Annotated in this window: 15 protein-coding genes and 1 riboswitch; of the genes, 6 read left to right on the forward strand and 9 right to left on the reverse strand. The window is 65.9% G+C overall.

Annotated elements, in window-relative coordinates:
- Positions 1–8 precede the first annotated feature (8 nt).
- A complete protein-coding gene (locus tag ACAM55_RS09545; RefSeq protein ID WP_369655786.1) occupies positions 9–545 on the forward strand; it encodes a GspH/FimT family pseudopilin in 537 nt (178 codons plus the stop codon).
- Positions 546–591: 46 nt separating this feature from the next.
- Here ACAM55_RS09545 and nrdR read toward each other — a convergent pair whose 3' ends face one another.
- From nrdR to ACAM55_RS09560, 3 genes are all read right to left on the reverse strand, one after another.
- On the reverse strand, positions 592–1,035 hold the full coding sequence (gene nrdR, locus ACAM55_RS09550; RefSeq protein WP_012748200.1) for a transcriptional regulator NrdR: 444 nt from the start codon (positions 1,033–1,035) through the stop codon (positions 592–594).
- Between the two features lie 19 nt (positions 1,036–1,054).
- Positions 1,055–2,299 carry a serine hydroxymethyltransferase gene (gene glyA / locus ACAM55_RS09555; protein WP_369655787.1) on the reverse strand — a complete coding sequence of 415 codons (1,245 nt, stop codon included), beginning with the start codon at positions 2,297–2,299 and terminating at the stop codon, positions 1,055–1,057.
- A gap of 41 nt (positions 2,300–2,340) precedes the next feature.
- Positions 2,341–2,465, reverse strand: a riboswitch (ZMP/ZTP riboswitch).
- Between the two features lie 41 nt (positions 2,466–2,506).
- The gene (locus ACAM55_RS09560) at positions 2,507–3,352 is read right to left on the reverse strand and encodes a transglycosylase SLT domain-containing protein (protein ID WP_369655788.1); all 846 of its coding nucleotides are present in this window, start codon (positions 3,350–3,352) and stop codon (positions 2,507–2,509) included.
- 594 nt (positions 3,353–3,946) lie between these two features.
- On the opposite strand from ACAM55_RS09560, the gene ACAM55_RS09565 reads away from it, so the two are divergent.
- Together ACAM55_RS09565 and ACAM55_RS09570 are read left to right on the forward strand one after the other, a co-directional pair.
- Positions 3,947–7,759 carry a DUF748 domain-containing protein gene (locus tag ACAM55_RS09565; protein WP_369655789.1) on the forward strand — a complete coding sequence of 1,271 codons (3,813 nt, stop codon included), beginning with the start codon at positions 3,947–3,949 and terminating at the stop codon, positions 7,757–7,759.
- 190 nt (positions 7,760–7,949) lie between these two features.
- Complete coding sequence (locus ACAM55_RS09570) at positions 7,950–10,808, forward strand: DUF349 domain-containing protein (protein ID WP_369655790.1); 2,859 nt, start codon at positions 7,950–7,952, stop codon at positions 10,806–10,808.
- 102 nt (positions 10,809–10,910) lie between these two features.
- Here ACAM55_RS09570 and ACAM55_RS09575 read toward each other — a convergent pair whose 3' ends face one another.
- The 6 genes from ACAM55_RS09575 to ACAM55_RS09600 all read right to left on the reverse strand — a co-directional run bounded on the left by ACAM55_RS09575 (position 10,911) and on the right by ACAM55_RS09600 (position 14,852).
- Positions 10,911–11,204 carry a GYD domain-containing protein gene (locus tag ACAM55_RS09575; protein ID WP_369655791.1) on the reverse strand — a complete coding sequence of 98 codons (294 nt, stop codon included), beginning with the start codon at positions 11,202–11,204 and terminating at the stop codon, positions 10,911–10,913.
- Between the two features lie 231 nt (positions 11,205–11,435).
- Positions 11,436–12,227: a zinc-dependent peptidase gene (locus ACAM55_RS09580; RefSeq protein ID WP_369655792.1), complete on the reverse strand. Its 792-nt coding sequence runs from the start codon at positions 12,225–12,227 to the stop codon at positions 11,436–11,438.
- A gap of 8 nt (positions 12,228–12,235) precedes the next feature.
- Positions 12,236–13,006, reverse strand: a complete 771-nt coding sequence (locus tag ACAM55_RS09585) for a UDP-2,3-diacylglucosamine diphosphatase (protein ID WP_369655793.1) — start codon at positions 13,004–13,006, stop codon at positions 12,236–12,238.
- A gap of 25 nt (positions 13,007–13,031) precedes the next feature.
- A complete protein-coding gene (locus ACAM55_RS09590) occupies positions 13,032–13,544 on the reverse strand; it encodes a peptidylprolyl isomerase (RefSeq protein WP_369655794.1) in 513 nt (170 codons plus the stop codon).
- Between the two features lie 30 nt (positions 13,545–13,574).
- Positions 13,575–14,120 carry a peptidylprolyl isomerase gene (locus ACAM55_RS09595; RefSeq protein WP_369656364.1) on the reverse strand — a complete coding sequence of 182 codons (546 nt, stop codon included), beginning with the start codon at positions 14,118–14,120 and terminating at the stop codon, positions 13,575–13,577.
- 141 nt (positions 14,121–14,261) lie between these two features.
- The gene (locus ACAM55_RS09600; protein ID WP_369655795.1) at positions 14,262–14,852 is read right to left on the reverse strand and encodes a tetratricopeptide repeat protein; all 591 of its coding nucleotides are present in this window, start codon (positions 14,850–14,852) and stop codon (positions 14,262–14,264) included.
- A 191-nt stretch (positions 14,853–15,043) separates the two neighbouring features.
- On the opposite strand from ACAM55_RS09600, the gene cysS reads away from it, so the two are divergent.
- From cysS to ACAM55_RS09615, 3 genes are read left to right on the forward strand one after another with little or no spacing between them, the layout of a single operon-like run.
- Positions 15,044–16,420 carry a cysteine--tRNA ligase gene (cysS, locus tag ACAM55_RS09605; protein ID WP_369655796.1) on the forward strand — a complete coding sequence of 459 codons (1,377 nt, stop codon included), beginning with the start codon at positions 15,044–15,046 and terminating at the stop codon, positions 16,418–16,420.
- Positions 16,421–16,437: 17 nt separating this feature from the next.
- Entirely contained in the window at positions 16,438–17,088 is a 651-nt protein-coding gene (locus ACAM55_RS09610; RefSeq protein WP_369655797.1) for a DNA-3-methyladenine glycosylase, read from the forward strand.
- A 16-nt stretch (positions 17,089–17,104) separates the two neighbouring features.
- Positions 17,105–18,085 (forward strand): acetyl-CoA carboxylase carboxyltransferase subunit alpha, encoded by a 981-nt coding sequence (locus tag ACAM55_RS09615; protein WP_307576649.1) that lies wholly within the window; start codon positions 17,105–17,107, stop codon positions 18,083–18,085.
- The last annotated feature ends 5 nt before the right edge of the window (positions 18,086–18,090 follow it).

The following is an 18,090-nucleotide window of genomic DNA, read 5'->3' on the forward strand; positions in this document are numbered from 1 at the left end:
GCGGGCGAGTGCTCGCGCCGCAGGGCGGCTTCACGCTGGTGGAATTGATGGCAGTCATTGCGATCGTCGCGATCCTGGGCTCCCTCGGTGTCCCCGCATTTCGCGATCTGCTGCTCCACCAGCGCCTTGCGGCCGCGTCCAACGGCTTCGTCGCGGCGCTGAATTTCGCCCGGACCGAGGCTATTCAACGTTCGCAGCGGGTCCACGTCGTGGCGCTGAATGGAAACGACTGGTCGAGCGGATGGGCCGTGCGGTCGGGATCCGACGCCGTGCCCCAAACTTTGCGCAAGTTCGAAAAGCTGCCGGCCGGAATCAGCGTCGACGCGGCGCTGGGGGACGGATTCGTGCAGGGGCTGGACTACGACAGCAACGGCTTCTCTCGCCGGGCGGGCAGCTCGGGTTTCGGCGCCGGGTGCCTGACCCTGAAGGCGGAGTCGGGCCGCAGGGCGTCGATCGTGGTGTCGGCGTCGGGCCGAGCCAGGGTCTGCAACCCCGAAGTCAAGGGGGATTGCGGAAGCGGCGCTTGTGGCAAGGACAGCCAGTGAATGGCTGAATTGAACCGCCGAACGAACCCACCGCGAGCGTGTGTGCTCAGATGTCCCGCAGCAGCTGCCTGAACTCGTCCACGTCTTCGAAGCTCCGGTATACGGAGGCAAAGCGCACGTAGGCCACCTTGTCGAGCTTCTTGAGCTCGCGCATCACGAGTTCGCCGACCTTGGTCGAATCGATTTCGCGCAAGCCGCTGGCGAGCAGCTTCTGCTCGATGCGCAGCAATGCGTTGTCGATCTGCTCGATGCTCACCGGCCGCTTGCGCAGCGCCAGCATCATCGAGGCGCGAACCTTGCCCGATTCGAAGTCGGCGCGGCTGCCGTCCTTCTTGACGACGACCGGAAAGTTGACGTCCGGCCGCTCATAGGTGGTAAAGCGCTTGTCGCAGGCGCTGCACTGGCGGCGCCTGCGCACGAAGTCGGCGTCTTCCGATACGCGGGTCTCGACGACCTGCGTTTCGAGATGACCGCAAAAAGGGCATTTCATGCGGCCACGTCTTCCTGGATCAGCGGTAGACCGGGAACCGGCTTGTCAGCGCATGGACCTTGGCGCGAACCGCATCGATGTTGGCGGCGTCGCGCGGGTTCTCCAGCACGTCGGCGATCAGGTTCGCGGTGATGCGGGCTTCTTCGTCCTTGAAGCCGCGCGTGGTCATGGCGGGGGTGCCGATGCGCACGCCGCTCGTCACCATCGGCTTTTCAGGGTCGTTGGGAATCGCGTTCTTGTTGATCGTCATGTGGGCACTGCCCAGCACGGCTTCGGCTTCCTTGCCGGTGATGCCCTTGGCGCGCAGGTCGACCAGCATGACGTGGCTTTCGGTGCGGCCGCTCACGATGCGCAGGCCGCGCTCGGTGAGGGTGTCCGCCACGATCTGGGCGTTCTTCACCACCTGCTGCTGGTAGGCCTTGAACTCGGGCGTCATGGCTTCCTTGAACGCGACGGCCTTGGCGGCGATCACGTGCATCAGCGGGCCGCCTTGCAGGCCCGGGAAGATGGCGCTGTTGATGGCCTTCTCGTGCTGCGACTTCATCAGGATGATGCCGCCGCGCGGACCGCGCAGGCTCTTGTGGGTGGTGGACGTCACCACGTCGGCGTGCGGCACAGGGTTGGGATACACGCCCGCGGCCACCAGGCCCGCATAGTGGGCGATGTCGACCATGAAGATAGCGCCCACGTCCTTGGCCACCTTGGCGAAGCGCTCGAAGTCGATGCGCAGCGAATAGGCCGAGGCGCCCGCGATGATGAGCTTGGGCATGTGCTCGTGCGCCTTGCGCTCCATCGCGTCGTAGTCGATGGCTTCGTTGGCGTCCAGGCCGTAGCTCACCACGTTGAACCACTTGCCGCTCATGTTGAGGGGCATGCCGTGGGTCAGGTGGCCGCCTTCGGCCAGGCTCATGCCCATGATGGTGTCGCCGGGCTTCAGGAAGGCGAGCATCACGGCTTCGTTGGCCGAGGCGCCGCAATGCGGCTGCACGTTGGCGGCGTCGGCGCCGAAGATCTGCTTGATGCGGTCGATGGCGAGCTGCTCGGCCACGTCGACGTGTTCGCAGCCGCCGTAGTAGCGCTTGCCGGGGTAGCCTTCGGCGTACTTGTTGGTGAGCTGCGAGCCCTGGGCGGCCATGACGGCCGGCGAGGCGTAGTTTTCGCTCGCGATCAGCTCGATGTGGTGTTCCTGGCGCGCGTTTTCGGCCTGGATGGCAGCCCAGATTTCGGGGTCGGTCTGTTCGACCAGGATATTGCGGTGGTACATGGCAGTCCTTTGAAGACGAGGTCCTTGTTCTTCAACCAAACAAGGGCTGCCCAGGCGAACGGCTGAACGCCTGTATGGATGCCAGGCGGCACGCTTCCCAGTGGTATTCCACGTCAGCGCGGGGCACCGAGGGGTGCTGCGCCTATCGCCAGTCGCGTACGGGGTGAAGTGTAGCGCACCCCACGCTTTTGACCATCGCCGAGGGGCTCAGGAAACTTCCGAAAGCAGGGCCACCTTCTGCGGGTCGGCGGCCGGCTCGGAGGCCTGTTGCCGCTTCGGGGGCGTCGCAACGGGAATCGGCTGCGCGCGCACGATCGGCGCCGTCGTGGGCGGATTGCGGCCATTGGCCACCTGCAGCAACCGTTCGTGCTCGGCGAGCACCTTGGATGCGTAGCCGCCGTCGTCTTCGAGGTTGGCGGCACCCACGTAGTAACGCAGCCCGCCTTCGAGCGATCCGGCGCGGGCAATGCATTCCTGCAGGACCTTCACGCCAACGCGCATGTTGGTCACCGGGTCGAAGGCGGTGAGCGTGCCGCCCGCGCTTTCGTACTTGTCGCCGTGCACGCGTGTCATGACCTGCATCAGGCCCTGGGCGCCCACCTGGCTCTGGGCAAATGGGTTGAAGCTCGATTCGACGGCCATGATGGCGAGGATCAGCGTCGGGTCGAGCTTGGTGCGCTTGCCGAGTTGATAGGCCTCGGCGACCAGCACGCTCAGCGGTTCGGCCGCCACGCGGTACTTCTTGCTGAGCCAATAGGCCACGGCGGCCTGCTGCTTGGGCAGGTCGCCGGGGCTTGCGGCCGTGGTGCGCACGATGGCGGTCGGCTCGAGGTCAGTGGCTTCCGGTGCCGGCTTGCGCGATTGCAGCCAGCCCATCAGTTGCTCCTCACCGGTCTGTCGCAGGTCCGGGCGTGCCACGAGGGCGAGGGCCGCGAACACGATGGCCAGGCCGACCAGTGCAAACCCGTTGTGGGTGATTTCAAAAAAGCCGTCTGCCACATCGGACGCAAAGGTCCTCAGCCCGCGGGCCGTGGCATCAAACGCCTTGTTCATCGCTCTTCCTTTCTGTGCGGCACCTGTTCGCAACGCTGGAAGGCGGTGGATGAAGGCTGCGGCGCTTGGATTGGTACGAATCAGGCTCCGCGCATGGAGGTGTAGGGGTAGGAGCGCGGCGACCTGATCAAGCCGGGGGAATTCGGCGGCGGATTCAGGAGGCCCCTGCTGGGTCTGGGCAGCCAGGGGCAGGCCGGATTCTAGCGTGGCTAAATACCCGGTCAAGCATAAGAAGCCTTGTTCTTATGCAATTACATATTTAAACAGATTGTTCCCATTGAGCAGGCCTACCCAAGGGTAATCCCTTGGTGGATGGGATTGCAATGCAGGGGAGGGGCGCCTAATCTGGACACGCCTGAGTGATCAGGCGTGTTCCGAAGTCAGGTAGCCCGAGGTGCAAGTCGAAGGCTCGAATGACAGAGGACCCACGGCGGCAATCTCTTGCTGCCAGCACGGCAGGAACCATTGACTTCCGGTCGCGCGAATCGATGGCATGGGTCTTAGGCCCGCCATCAAGCCCGGTAATGAGACATTCGTCTGATTGCCGGGCTTTCTTGTTTCTGCCTTGTTCTTTCTTTGCGGCACACTCCCTCGATGGATGCAGCTTCGCTCAAACAAAACAAATGGGTGCGACGTGGGATCGTCGCGGTGCTTGCTCTTCTGGCGCTCTGGATCGTGGCCTGGCTGGCGGTACCGCCGATCGCCAAGAGCCAGCTTCAGAAGATCGCGAGCGAGAAGCTCGGTCGGCAGGTCACGGTCGGCAAGATCGACTTCAAGCCCTGGACCCTCGAACTTGCGCTGGACGACCTGCGCATTGCCACGGCCGACGGCAGCCGACCCCAGGTGGCCGTCAAGCGAATCTATGCCGACGCCGAACTGCAATCGCTCGCCCGCCTGGCGCCGGTGATCGACGCCGTCACCATCGAATCGCCGGCCATCCTGCTCACGCACCTTGCCGACGGCAAGTACGACATCGACGACATCCTGGCCAAGCTGGCTGCCGTTCCGCCGTCCGACCCCAATGCGGAGCCGGCGCGCTTCGCGATCTACAACATCTCGATCAAGAACGGCGCGGTCGACTTCGATGACCAGACGGTCAAGCGCAAGCACGAGCTGCGCGATTTCGTGCTCAACGTGCCCTTCCTGAGCAACCTCGCCTCCAAGCGCGACGTCAACACCGAGCCCAAGCTCGCGTTCGCGCTCAACGGCAGCAAGTTCGATTCGGCGGCCCTCACCACGCCGTTCGCGAAAAGCCGCAAGACCGACGCCCATCTGCAGTTCAAGGGCCTCGACCTCGCGCCCTATCTGGGTTACCTGCCGGGCGGCCTGCCTGTGAAGCTGCAGGCGGGCAGCCTGGACGCCGACCTGAAAATCGACTTCGAGCAAGCCGCCACGGCCGGCCTCAAGATCACCGGCACGGTCGAAGCGCAGGGGGCCAGGCTGGGCGACGCCCGGGGCCGGGACCTGCTGGGCTTCGACTCGCTCAAGCTGGCGCTGGCGGACGTGCGTCCGCTGGAGTCGGTATTCCATCTGAGCGAAGTTGCACTGTCCAACCCGCAGCTTGCGGTCGCACGCGATGCGCAAGGCCGGCTCAACCTGCTCGCCACCGACCCGGCCACGGGGGCCGCCGAAAAGGTGGCGCCGCCTGCGTCCGCAGCCAGCGCCCCGGCCGGAAAGACGGCTGAAAAGCCGAAGCTGAAGGTCCAGGTCGACAAGGTCGCCCTCAGCGGTGGGCGCATCGGGTGGCGCGATGAAACGGTTCAGCCCGCGGCGGCCGTCGAGGCGAGCGCGCTCGGCCTCGACCTGACCGGCGTCACCTGGCCCATGGAGAAGCCGGCCCAGTTCAGCGGCAGCACTGCCATTGGCGGCGCAACGCTCAAGTTCCAGGGCAGCGCCACCGACAAGAAGGCCGACGTGCAGACCGAAGTCGATGCGCTGCCGCTGTCCCTGGCGGCACCTTACCTGGCGCACAGCCTCGAGCCCACGCTCGACGGCAAGCTCAGCGGGCATATCGACATCGTCTGGGCGGAGCCCGATCTCAGGTTCAAGGCCCGCCGCCTGGCCGCCGACGGCCTCGCGCTCACCCAGGCAAAGACCGCGCTGGCAAGCGTCGGCCGCTTCGAGCTGGTCGATGCCGAAGTCGACATGACGAAGCACACGCTGAACGTGGCTTCGTTCACGGCCACCAACCCGAAGGTGAACGTCGAGCGCGACAACGAAAAGCGCTGGATGTTCGAGCGCTGGCTCAAGGCGCCGGCCGCCGGCAACGGGGCCACGGCACAGGCCAAGGTGGCTGCGCCCAAGCCTGCCGGCGCGGGCCCCGCAACGGCACCGCCCGGCGCCAACACCAAGCCCTGGGCCTTGACCATCGGCACCCTGGCGGTCGAGAACGGCACGCTTTCTTATGCCGACAAGGCCAGCGCGACGCCGGTCGCGGTCGAGATCACGGCGCTGAACGTGAACGCCCAGAAAGTCGCACCCGACACCGCCACGGTGTCGCCCCTGCAGATTTCGGGCCGCATCGGTTCGCGGCGTTCCGAGCCGGGCCGCTTCGACTACAAGGGCAACCTGGTGCTCAAGCCGCTCGCGGCCGAGGGCCGGCTCGACGTGGCATCGTTTCCCGCCCATGCCTTCAAGGCCTACTACGCCGATGCCCTCAACGTGGACATCCGCCGTGCCTTCGCGAGCTACCGCGGCACCGTGCGCTTTGCGAGCGCACCGGCAGGCATGACCCTCAAGCTGGCGGGCGACACTGCGCTCGACGACTTCCGGGCCAACAGCATCTCGCTCACGCAATCGCCCGGCTTCGACCGCAACAACAACCAGTTGCTGAGCTGGAAGACCCTGAGCCTGCGCGGCCTGCAGGTGAGCCTGGCGCCCAATGCGGCGCCGGCGGTGGACGTGCGCGAAACCACGCTGACCGACTTCTTCGCCCGCGTGATCGTCGATCCCACAGGCCGCCTGAACCTTGTGAACCTCACCAAGAAGGGCGAAGCGGAGGCCAATGCCGCCGCAGCGGCCACCACCGAGGCAAAGACCCGCAGGAGCCTGGGCGGAACGAGCACCACCACCCGGCCACCGCCGCAGGTGGGCGGCGCGCCGGTGTCGGCCGAGTCCATGGTCGGCGGCAGCCCGGAGCCGGCCAGGCCGGCCTCGGCGCCCGCTGCAACAGCGCAGGCCGCAGCCGACGCCGGGCCCAAGCCAGTCATCAACTTCGGCCCGATGAGTCTCGTCAACGGCCGGATCGACTTCACCGATCTGTTCGTGAAGCCCAACTACTCGGCCGACCTGAGCGAACTGACCGGCAAGCTCAGCTCCTTCTCGTCGAATCCGCCCAAGGGAGAGAGCGGCCGGCCCGCGCTGGCCGACCTGGAACTGCGCGGGAAGGCGCAGCAGACCGCCGCGCTGGAAATTACCGGCAAGCTCAACCCGCTGGTCAAGCCGATCGAGCTCGACATCACGGCCAAGATGCGCGACCTCGACCTGGCCCCGCTCTCGCCATATTCCGTGCGCTATTCGGGCCACGGTATCGAGCGCGGCAAGATGAGCATGGACGTGAACTACAAGGTGGCGCCCGATGGCCAACTGACGGCCACCAACAAGCTGGTGCTCAACCAGCTGCAGTTCGGAGACGAAGTGCAGGGCGCGCCCAACAGCCTGCCGGTGCGCCTCGCGGTGGCGCTGCTGGCCGACCGCAACGGCGTGATCGATGTCGACCTGCCGCTCAGCGGCTCGCTCAACGATCCGCAGTTCAGCATCGGCCCGCTGATCTTCAAGGCCGTGGTCAACCTCATCGTGAAAGCGGCGACCGCGCCCTTCAATCTTCTGACCGGCGGACTGGGCGGCGGCAGCAGCGAATCGAGCACCATCGCTTTCGAACCCGGAAGCTCGGAGCTCAGCGCCAGCGCAAAGGAGAGCCTTGACAAGGTCGTCAAGGCATTGACGGAGCGCCCGGCCCTGCAGATGACCGTGGTCGGCACGGCCAGCCTCGAGCGGGAGCGCGACGCCTACCAGCGCCAGCGCCTGCGCCAGCTGGCCCAGGCCGAGAAGCGGCGCGTGGTGGTGCGCGCCGGCCAGGCGGGCACCGACGTGCCGCCGGTCACCGATGCCGAATACCCCGAGCTGCTGGCCGCCGTGTACAAGCGCGCCGACATCACCAAGCCGCGCAACATGGTCGGACTCGCCAAGGACCTCCCCCTGAAGGAGATGGAAAACCTGCTGCTCGCAAGCGTTCCGGTCGACGAGGAGTCGATCCGGCAACTGGCGGTCGAGCGCGGCGCCGTGGTGCGCGACTACCTGCTTGCGCAAAAGCTGCCCAGCGAACGCCTGTTCCTTGGCGCCGTGAAAGCCACGGCGAGCGGTGCCGACTGGAAGCCCGGCGCCGAACTCAAGCTGGCCATGAAATGACCAGGAGACACTTGGTTTTTCATGCGGCCGCGCTATATATGTAGGCAGTCGGCACCGATATTCCCGCGGCCATTTGGCTGCTGTTGCGGCATGTAATTCAACCGCCCGCCACAACTGGGTGAAAATGTCGATGTGCGCCGGCCTTTGCCGGCGCCTTCGCTTTCTCTCTTCAGACAACGATTTCGCGCAAGTGACCTCTACTTCTTCCAAGCCACACGACCTCCAGGCCCTCGACACGCTCACCGGCGGCGCCTTCACCGCGCCAACTTCGGGCGAGCGCGCCGCGCGCATCCGCGACTGGCTCGCGGGCAACCCCGCGCCCGAGCAAATGCAGGAAGTCTTCAAGGAGCTGAGCGGCCGCGACAAGGGTGCGGCGCGCCTCTTGCGCGAAAAGCTCGACGAGCTCAAGCGCGCCAAGGGCCAGGAAGCCATTGCCGCCGAATGGGCGCAAAAGGCCGAGGCCTTGCTGGCCCAGTCCAAGCTCAACATTGCCGATGCGCTCGCCTGGCAGCGCGATGCCGCCAAGGCTGGTGCGCCACTCTCGCGCGAGCCGCTGGCGGGTTTCAAGGTGCAACTCGCCGAGCGCGTCAAGGGCATCGAAGACCTGCAGCACCGCGCCCAGGTGCACCGCGAGGCCGCCGTGCTGCTCGCACAGCGCTTCGAAGTGCTGTCGACCAAGAGCTGGCAGGATGCGCAAGCCGCCGAGGAATCGCTGCGCGCCGACGTGACCCACTGGCAGCAGCAGGCAGCCGACATCACGGCCGATGCCAACTGGAACAGCCTCGACGCCAGGTTTGCTCCGCAGCTCGAGTCGTCGAAGGCGCAATTGCTGGTCGTCTCCGATGCGTTCCACGGTGCGCTGGCCCAGGCGCAGGCTGCGGCGGCCGATGCCACTGCCTCCCTGCCGCCGGTGCCCGTCTGGGCCGATGAACTGCGTGCCGCCCGCGGCGAGGTGGTGGCCCCCAAGCCCGCGCCTGCCAAGCCCGCCGCCCCCAAGGTCGACCCGTCCGTACGCGCCGCCGCGCAAGATGCCGTGCAGGCTGCGCTCGCCAAGCTCGAACAGGAAACCGCCGAAGGCCACGGCAAGGCCAGCGCCGGTGCGGCTGCCGCATTGCGCGCAGTGCTCAAGGAACATGGCAAGCTGGTCGATGCACCGCTCGAAGCACGGGTGCATGCCGCGCTGGTCGCCGCGGGCGAGCTCGAAGGCTGGCAGCGCTGGAGCGCCGACAAGGTGCGCGAAGACCTCGTCGCCAAGGCCGAAGGCCTGCTCAAGCGCCCCGAAGGCCAGGCGCTCGGCGGCCGCAAGATGCAGGAAACGCTGCGCTCGCTGCGCGACCAGTGGAAGCAGGCCGATCAGGGCGGCGTGCCGAACCACGCGCTCTGGAAGCGCTTCGACGAAGCCTGCAACGAAGCCCACAAGGTGGTGGAAGCCTGGCTCGAGAAGGTTCGCGCCGATGCAGCCGAGCACCGCGCCCACCGCGTGGCTCTCATCGAGGAGGTCAAGGCCTGGGCGGCGGAGCATGCCGCCTCTTCCGACCTGAAGGCGCACAACCGCGCGCTGCATCAGTTTGCCGACCGCTGGCGCGATGCCGGTCATGTGGGCGAGAAGGTCTTCGCGGAGCTGCAGCCGCAGTGGAACGAAGCCTTCGGTGCCGCGCGTGCTCCCTTCGAGGCCGCACAAAAAGCCAGCATCGAACGGCGCCAGGCCATGATCGCGGAGGCTGCCGAACTCGGGGCCCAACCCATGCTGCGCATCGATGCCGTCAAGGCGCTGCAGCAGCGCTGGCAGGCGGAAGCCCAGAGCGTGCCGCTCGACCGCCGCCACGAACAGAAGTTGTGGGACGCGTTCCGCGCGCCCATCGACGAAGCCTTCAACCGCAAGACGGCAGAGCGCGAGAAGTCTGCCTCTGCCATGAGCGAACACGATCGCCACGTGCTTGAGGCTTCCAAGGCGCTCGATGCGGCCAACGCCGGCGGCGACGTGCAGAAGATCCGCGCCGCCATCGCGCGCCTGGAAGCCGCGTTGCGCGGCGAAGCGCCCCCACCGGCACCCGCCGCGAAGCCCGAGCAGGCCCGGGCTGCTTCCAGCGACGGCCCCTCGGTCGGCGCAACCGAAGTGGTCGCGCCCGGACAGGCGGCGGCCGAATTCGGCGAAAGCGCCGAGCAGGCGCCGGGCTCCAGCGATGCGGAAGCCTTGCCGGCTGCACATGTCGAGGCCGCTCAAACTGCGACTCCCGACCTCGTGGCACCGGCCGACGGCGCCGACGCCGCTGCGCGCACCGATGACGCGGCACACGAGGCCGGCGAAGCGGCTGTTGTAGAGAGCCAGGCACCGAAGCCTGCACCCAAGCCAGTCGTGGCCATGCGCGGCGACGACCGTCCTGGCAGCAAGAAGACGGATGCGGCACCCGCAGGCCGTGGTGCAGGCCGCTTCGGCGACCGGCGTGACGGCGGCCGGCCAGGTCCTGGTGGTCCGGGTCGCCCCGGCGATCGCGGCGGTCCTCGTCCCGATGCCCGCGGCGACCGCGGTGCGCCGGCCGGACGCTTCGGCGATCGTCCGCCGCGCTTCGAGGACCGCGGCCCGAGGCTCGGCGATGCCGCCTTCCGCGCCCAGCGCGAAGCCCTCGAGCGTGCGGACATGGCGCTGCGCAAGCTGGCAGCGCAGGCACATGGTGAAGCGCTGACGCAAGTGCTTGGCGCATGGGAACAGCGCGATGCCTCAAAGCTGCCCAGCGTCCAGGAACTGGGGCGTGCGGTGACGCCTGCGGTGCGCAGCGGCTGGTCTCAAGCCATCGGTTCGGCACCCAAGGCCGCTCCCGATGAAGCAGCCGAAGCACTGTTGCGCCTGGAAATGGCTGCCGAAGTGCCGACGCCCGCCGAGCAGCTCGACGCGCGCCGCGCCCTGCAACTCAAGCTGCTGACGAAGCGGGGCGACCCGGCACCGGCCCAGACCTGGGGCCAGGACGCAGGCAAGGTGCTGGCTGCGGCGCACGACACTGCGAGCGCGCGCCGCTTGCAGAACGCACTGAAGGCCTTGCTACGCAAGTAAGGCGTAGGTGCAAGTTCACGAGAAAGCCCGCCGCGCGCGGGCTTTTTCATTTCGTCGATCAAGGACCGCTACAGATCCGACTCGTCGCTCCATCGAGCCAGCTCAAGGCAGCTTGGCCAGGATGGCGTCCATTTCCCCGGCGGTGTAGGCGCGCAGGGAGCGGGTGCGCACATTGCCCTGCATGGCAATCGCCAGGCTGAATGCGGCCAGCGCCTGCTCGTCCTCGGACTCCAGTACGCAGACCACATCGCAGTCGCCCATGGTCCAGTAGATGTCGCGCATATTGACGCCGAGCTTTTTGGCCGCTTCTTTGGCGGCAGCGGCGCGCTTGGTGGTTTCCTTGACGCTCTGGATGCCCTTGTCCGTGAAATTCAGCATACCGATATAGGTCACCATTTTTCGCTCCTGTGTAGTCCGCGGGGGATGCATCACATGAAGCAACGCCGCCCCCGATGGCGACGCTTCAGGTCATCACGCGCGCAACGCTGCCGTGGTGGGCGATGGCAGCAGCAATGCTACGCCTGGGGCTTGCAAAGACAAGATGCCGCGCTGGCAACTCATCCCCTGGACAGGGTACGCGGGCCGCATCGTGCACGTAAGCAAGGAAACGCAGATTGCGATGGGCGCTCAGGCCTGTTCGGCCCGAAAGAACTCGTCGAAGAGAACCAGCACCGCAGGGAAGTCGCGGGCGAAGTTCGGACGATTCACGAAGTAGGCCTCGCAAGCCACTGCGAAGAATTCGCTGATCGATGTCGCGCCGTAGTCGTCGAGCCAGGGCGCTTCGGCGCCGAAGCGGTCGGCGAGGATCGTCTTCTCGCGAAAATCCTCATAGGCGGGCTGCAGCACTGCGATCCAGGCGGCGCGGGATTCGCGGGCACTGCGCTTGCCCGCAAAGCCTGGCGGCAGCGGCGGACAGCCGTCGGCGTCGCCGCCGCGCATGTCGATCTTGTGGGCGAACTCGTGGATCACGACGTTGTAGCCGCCGCCCGCCGTGATGCTGCTTGCGAGCACGTCCTGCCAGCTCAGCATCACCGGTCCGCGGTCCATGGCCTCGCCGGCCACCACCTCGTCGTATTCGTGCACCACCTGCGCTTCGTCGACGATCTTGCGACGCGCGACCACCTCGGACGGGTGCACCACGATGCCGACAAAATCGTCATACCAGTCCAGCCCGCCCTTCAGGTTCAGGACCGGCAGCACCGCCTGCGCGGCAATGGCCAGCGCAACCTCGTCGGTGATGACGAAGCCCTGGGTGCCGTGGAATTCCTTGTCGCGCAGAAATTCGGCGGCCAGGGTGCGCAGCCGCTGCTGCGCGTCGAAGGGCAGTGCGCCTAGAAAAGCATAGCGCTCGAGCGTGGCACGCCAGGCAGCTTCGGGAATCGGGGGCAGGGCGCGCAGCCGGCGCAGCCACTTGAACATGGGCCGCGCTAGCGCAGGTCGACGCGTTGCGCGCCGGCGGTGGAAAGGCAGAGCAGCTGCGCGCGCGGCGGATGGGCCGCGGCGTCCCAGTCGCTCAGCACCATGCGCTGCAGCCCGTCGCCCAGGTCGTGATTGGCGGGGCGGTGCGTGTGGCCATGCACCAGCGTGCGCGCACGCGCCTGATGAAGCCATTGGCGGGCGGCGCCGCCGTCCACGTCGGCCCAGCGCGCCGACGGGTCGCGCTTGCGGTCCTCGCTTTGCGCGCGCATGGAGCGCGCAAGTGCGCGGCGTTCGGCGAGCGGCCTGGCAAGAAACGCGGCCTGCCATTCAGGCGTGCGCACCTGGCCGCGAAACTTGAGATAGTCGGTGTCGTCCAGGCAAAGAATGTCGCCGTGGCTCAGGAGCCAGCGTTCACCGTGCAGCACCAGCACCGTGGGGTCGTCCAGCAGCGTGAAGCCGCATCGGGCGGCCAGCGCCGGGCCGACGAGGAAGTCTCGGTTGCCGTGCATGAAGTACACCGGCAGCCGCTCGGCCGTGCGGCGCAGCAGCTCGGCGCATTCGGCCTCGAAGCCGGGCAGGTCGGCCGCGTCGTCACCCACCCACACCTCGAACAGGTCGCCGAGGATGATCAGCGCATCGGCCGGCGTGGTCTCCAAATAGCCCCGCCAGGCCTCGAAGGTGGCGGGCTCGCCGGCCTGCAGATGCAGGTCGGAAATCAGGTCGACGGTGCGCCATGCGGGCGGGGCGAGCAGCTCCTTGAAAGCCGGGGGGGCCGCCATGTCCGAGCCCATGCCGCGCCGGTCTTTATTCCGAGACGACCACGGCCTTTTCGATCACGACGTCTTCGAGCGGCACGTCGTCATGGAAGCCCTTGCGGCCCGTCTTCACGGCCTTGATCTTGTCGACCACGTCGGTGCCGCCGGTGACCTTGCCGAACACCGCATAGCCCCAGCCCTGGGCCGAGGGAGCGGTGTGGTTCAGGAAGCCGTTGTCGGCCACGTTGATGAAGAACTGGGCGGTGGCCGAGTGCGGTGCGCTCGTGCGCGCCATGGCAACGGTGTAGTTGTCGTTCTTGAGGCCATTGTTGGCTTCGTTCTCGATTTCGGCGCCGGTGGGCTTTTGCTTCATGCCGGGCTCGAAGCCGCCGCCCTGCACCATGAAGCCCGGGATCACGCGGTGGAACACCGTGTTGTCGTAGTGGCCGTTCTTCACGTAGTTGACGAAATTCTCGGCCGACTTCGGCGCCTTGACGCTGTCCAGCTCGAGCGTGATCACGCCGTAGTTCTTGATGTGGAGTTCGATTTTGGGATTGCTCATGAGGGAGTCCTTCTTTCGGATGTTCGGAAATTACTTCGCCAGTGTGGCTGACTTGATGATGATGGGCTCGAGCGGCACGTTCTGCATGCCGCCCTTGTTACCGGTTTGCACCGCACGGATCTTGTCGACCACGTCGGTGCCGGCCACGACGCGGCCGAACACGGTGTAGCCGTAGCCATCGGGGCTGGGCGCGTTGAGCGAATCGTTGTTCTTCACGTTGATGAAGAACTGCGAGGTGGCCGAGTTCGGATTCCCGGTGCGTGCCATCGCGATCGTGTACCTGTCATTCTTGAGGCCGTTGCTGGCTTCGAGCGCAATGGGGGCACGGGTTGGCTTTTGTTGCATTTCGGGCGTGAAGCCGCCGCCCTGGATCATGAAGCCGTCGATCACGCGATGAAACACGGTGCCGTCGTAGTGCTTGTCCTTGACGTACTGAACAAAGTTCTCGACCGTCTTGGGTGCCTTGGCCTGGTCGAGTTCGATCAGGATGTCGCCCGCCGAAGTGTCTAGCTTCACGCGCGGTCCGGCCTCTGCATGTGCGGCGCCGGCGAAGGCGAGGGCGGACGCCAGCACCAGCGCGGCGCGGCGGCTGAATCGGGCGGATTGGATGAGAACTTGGGTCGTCAAGGAAAGCTCCGGTGTGCGAATGATGTGGGGCTCGGGCCGGTCAATGCAAGCTGCCGCGGCACCAACGCGTCGCTGGCGGCTGCGCGCAGACTACTTGCTGGCGCGGCCGACCGGCTTGCGAACTTCGGGCGGTGCCGCGGGCAGTGCCGCTGCATCGGCTTCGGTCTTGGGGGTGAAGATCTGGCGGATCAGCGAGAGCTTGGGCGCAACGCTGGCATTGGTGCTGGCAAATTGCTGCGCGCGCACATATTCCTGGGCCGCGAGGCGGGCGTAGACATCGCCCAGGTTCTCGTGCGCGGTGGCGTAGTTCGGGTTGAGCTTGAGCGCCTGTTCCAGCGCCGCGCGCGCCTGGTCGAACTTGCTCTGCGATGCGTAGAGCGCGGCCAGGTTGTTGTAGGGCTCGGGCAATTCCGGGAAGTCTTGCGTCAGCTGCGTGAACGCGGCGATGGCCTCGTTCTGCTTTTTCTGCTCGGTGAGGATCACGCCGCGCAGAAAGCGCATCTGCGGATCGCGCGGCTTGCCGGCAATGTAGGCATCGGCCTTGGCGAGCGCTTCGTTCGACTTGCCCTGGCGCAGCAGGGTGTTCACGTCGTCGTAGTCGTTGGCATACGCGGCGGAACCCCACAGGCTGAAGAGCAGTGCAAAGGCGAGGGAGAATTTGGTGAATGCGACGTGCTTCATGAAGCCTCGGCAGGATTGGGAAATGCGGGCCTCGAAAACACCCGGAAGGACACGGCAGTAGCCGTTTATACTGCGCTGCATTGTAGCCGAGGGGCCATGTCCAACCCCTCGCAGCCACTGCCCCGTCACCCCTGAAATACACCGTCGTTCGCCCGTGCCGCACGTGCGCGAAGCGACGCTTTCCGAGCCTCATGAGTCTGCGCATCTACAACACGCTCTCGCGTGAACTGGAGGAATTCTCCCCATTGCAAGCCGGCAAGGTGCGCATGTACGTTTGCGGCATGACGGTCTACGACCTCTGCCATCTGGGCCACGCCCGCTCCATGATTGCGTTCGATCTCGTGCAGCGCTGGCTCAAGGCCAGCGGGTACGGCGTGACCTATGTGCGCAACATCACCGACATCGACGACAAGATCATCCGCCGCGCCGTCGAGAACGGCGAGACGATCCGCTCGCTCACCGACCGCATGATCGACGCGCTGCACGAAGACGCCGATGCGCTCGGCATCGAGCGCCCCACGCATGAACCCCGCGCCACCGACTACATCCCGCAGATGCTGTCGATGATCGGCACGCTCGAGAAGAAGGGCCTGGCCTATCGCTCGGACAACGGCGACGTGAACTACGCAATTCGCAAGTTTCCGGGCTACGGCAAGCTCAGCGGCAAGTCCATCGACGAGCTGCACGCGGGCGAACGCGTGGCTGTGCTCGATGGCAAGGACGACCCGCTCGACCCCGTGCTCTGGAAGAGCGCCAAGGCCAGCGAGCCCGATGAAGTGAAGTGGGCCAGCGAATTCGGCCCTGGCCGTCCAGGCTGGCACATCGAATGCTCGGCCATGGCCTGCGAACTGCTCGGCGAAACGCTCGACATCCACGGCGGCGGTGAAGACCTGCAGTTCCCGCATCACGAGAACGAGATTGCGCAGAGCGAGGGTGCCACCGGCAAGCCGCTGGCCAACTACTGGATGCACAACGGCTTCATCGTGACCGACAACGAGAAGATGTCCAAGAGCCTTGGCAACTTCTTCCTGATCCGCGATGTGCTCAAGAAGTACGACGCCGAGACCATTCGCTTTTTCGTGGTGCGGGCGCACTATCGCCGTCCGCTCAACTACAGCGACGTGCACCTGGACGATGCCCGCAATTCGCTCAAGCGGCTCTATACGGCGCTCGACCTCGTCGCGCCGGAGGACGTGGTCGTCGACTGGAGCGATCCCTATGCGGCGCGCTTCAAGGCCGCAATGGACGAAGACTTTGCTACGCCCGAGGCGGTTGCGGTGCTGTTCGACCTGGCGGGCGAGGTGAACCGCACGCAATCGCCCGCGCAAGCCGGGCTGCTGAAGGCGTTGGGCGGCTGCCTCAACATTCTGCAGAGCGATCCGACGAGCTTCCTGCGCGCGGGCGCGACGCTGGACGAGGCCACCATCCGGGCGCAGATCGACGCGCGCGCGGCCGCCAAGGCCGCGAAGAACTTCGCCGAGGCCGACCGCATCCGCAACGAACTTCTCGCGCAGGGCATTGTGCTCAAGGATTCGCCCACGGGCACGACCTGGGCCGCCGCGCAGTGAACGGAACGACCAACCCCATGCCCGCTTCCAAGAATCCGACGGTAAAGATCTACACGCCGGACTATTGGGAAGAGGCCTGCAAGCACCTGGCCAAGAAGGATCGGGTGATGAAGCGGTTGATTCCGAAGTTCGGAGATGCCTGCCTCGAATCGCGCGGCGACGCGTTCACCACGCTCGCGCGAAGCATCGTGGGCCAGCAGATTTCGGTGAAAGCCGCGCAAACGGTCTGGGACAAGTTCGCGGTGTTGCCGCGCAAACTGACGCCGGCCAACGTGCTCAAGCTCAAGGTCGACGACATGCGCGGGGCAGGGCTGTCGGCCCGCAAGGTCGAGTACCTGGTCGACCTGGCCATCCATTTCGATTCCGGCGCGGTGCATGTCGACGCCTGGAAGGACATGGCCGACGAGCTCATCGTCGATGAACTGGTTGCCATCCGCGGCATCGGCCGCTGGACGGCCGAAATGTTCCTCATCTTCCACCTGATGCGCCCCAATGTGCTGCCGGTCGACGACCTCGGGCTGCTCAACGGCATCAGCGTCAACTATTTTTCGGGCGATCCGGTGAGCCGAAGCGATGCCCGCGACGTTGCCGTGGCCTGGGCGCCGTATTGCAGCGTGGCGACTTGGTATATTTGGCGATCGCTCGACCCGGTACCGGTCGCATATTGAACAACAGGAGAAGACGTTGGCGAAACGAACCTTCCTCGACTTCGAGCAGCCCATTGCTGAACTCGAATCCAAGATCGAAGAACTGCGCTATGTGCAGACCGAATCGGCGGTCGACATCTCGGAGGAAATCGACCAGCTCGGCAAGAAAAGCCAGCAGCTCACCAAGGACATCTACAGCGACCTGACGCCCTGGCAGATCACCAAGATCGCCCGGCATCCGGAGCGCCCCTACACGCTCGACTACGTCAACGAGATCTTCACCGACTTCGTCGAACTGCACGGCGACCGGCACTTTGCCGACGACCTCTCGATCGTGGGTGGCCTCGCGCGCTTCAACGGCACGCCCTGCATGGTGCTTGGCCATCAGAAGGGCCGCGACACCCGGGAGCGCACCGCACGCAACTTCGGCATGAGCAAGCCCGAGGGCTACCGCAAGGCCCTGCGCCTCATGAAGACGGCCGAAAAGTTCAAGCTGCCGGTCTTCACCTTCGTCGATACGCCCGGCGCCTACCCGGGCATCGATGCCGAGGAGCGCGGCCAGTCCGAAGCCATCGGCCGCAACATCTTCGAGATGGCGCAGCTCGAAGTGCCGATCATCGTCACCATCATCGGGGAGGGCGGCTCCGGCGGCGCGCTGGCCATCTCGGTGGGCGACCAGCTCGTGATGCTGCAGTACTCCATCTACTCGGTAATCAGCCCCGAAGGCTGCGCTTCCATTCTCTGGAAGACCAGCGACAAGGCGCAGGAAGCGGCCGATGCCCTCGGCATCACGGCGCACCGCCTCAAGGCCCTGGGGCTGGTCGACAAGATCGTCAATGAGCCGGTTGGCGGCGCGCACCGCGACCATCGCCAGATGGCCGCTTTCCTCAAGCGCGCGCTCAACGATGCATTCCGCCAGGTCAGCGACCTGAAGCCGAAGGAACTGCTCGATCGCCGCTATGAGCGCCTGCAGAGCTACGGCCGCTTCAACGACACCAAGGCCGACACCGGCAGATAAGCAAG

Origin of the sequence: Variovorax sp. V213 (assembly GCF_041154455.1) — a bacterium.
Classification (GTDB): domain Bacteria; phylum Pseudomonadota; class Gammaproteobacteria; order Burkholderiales; family Burkholderiaceae_C; genus Variovorax.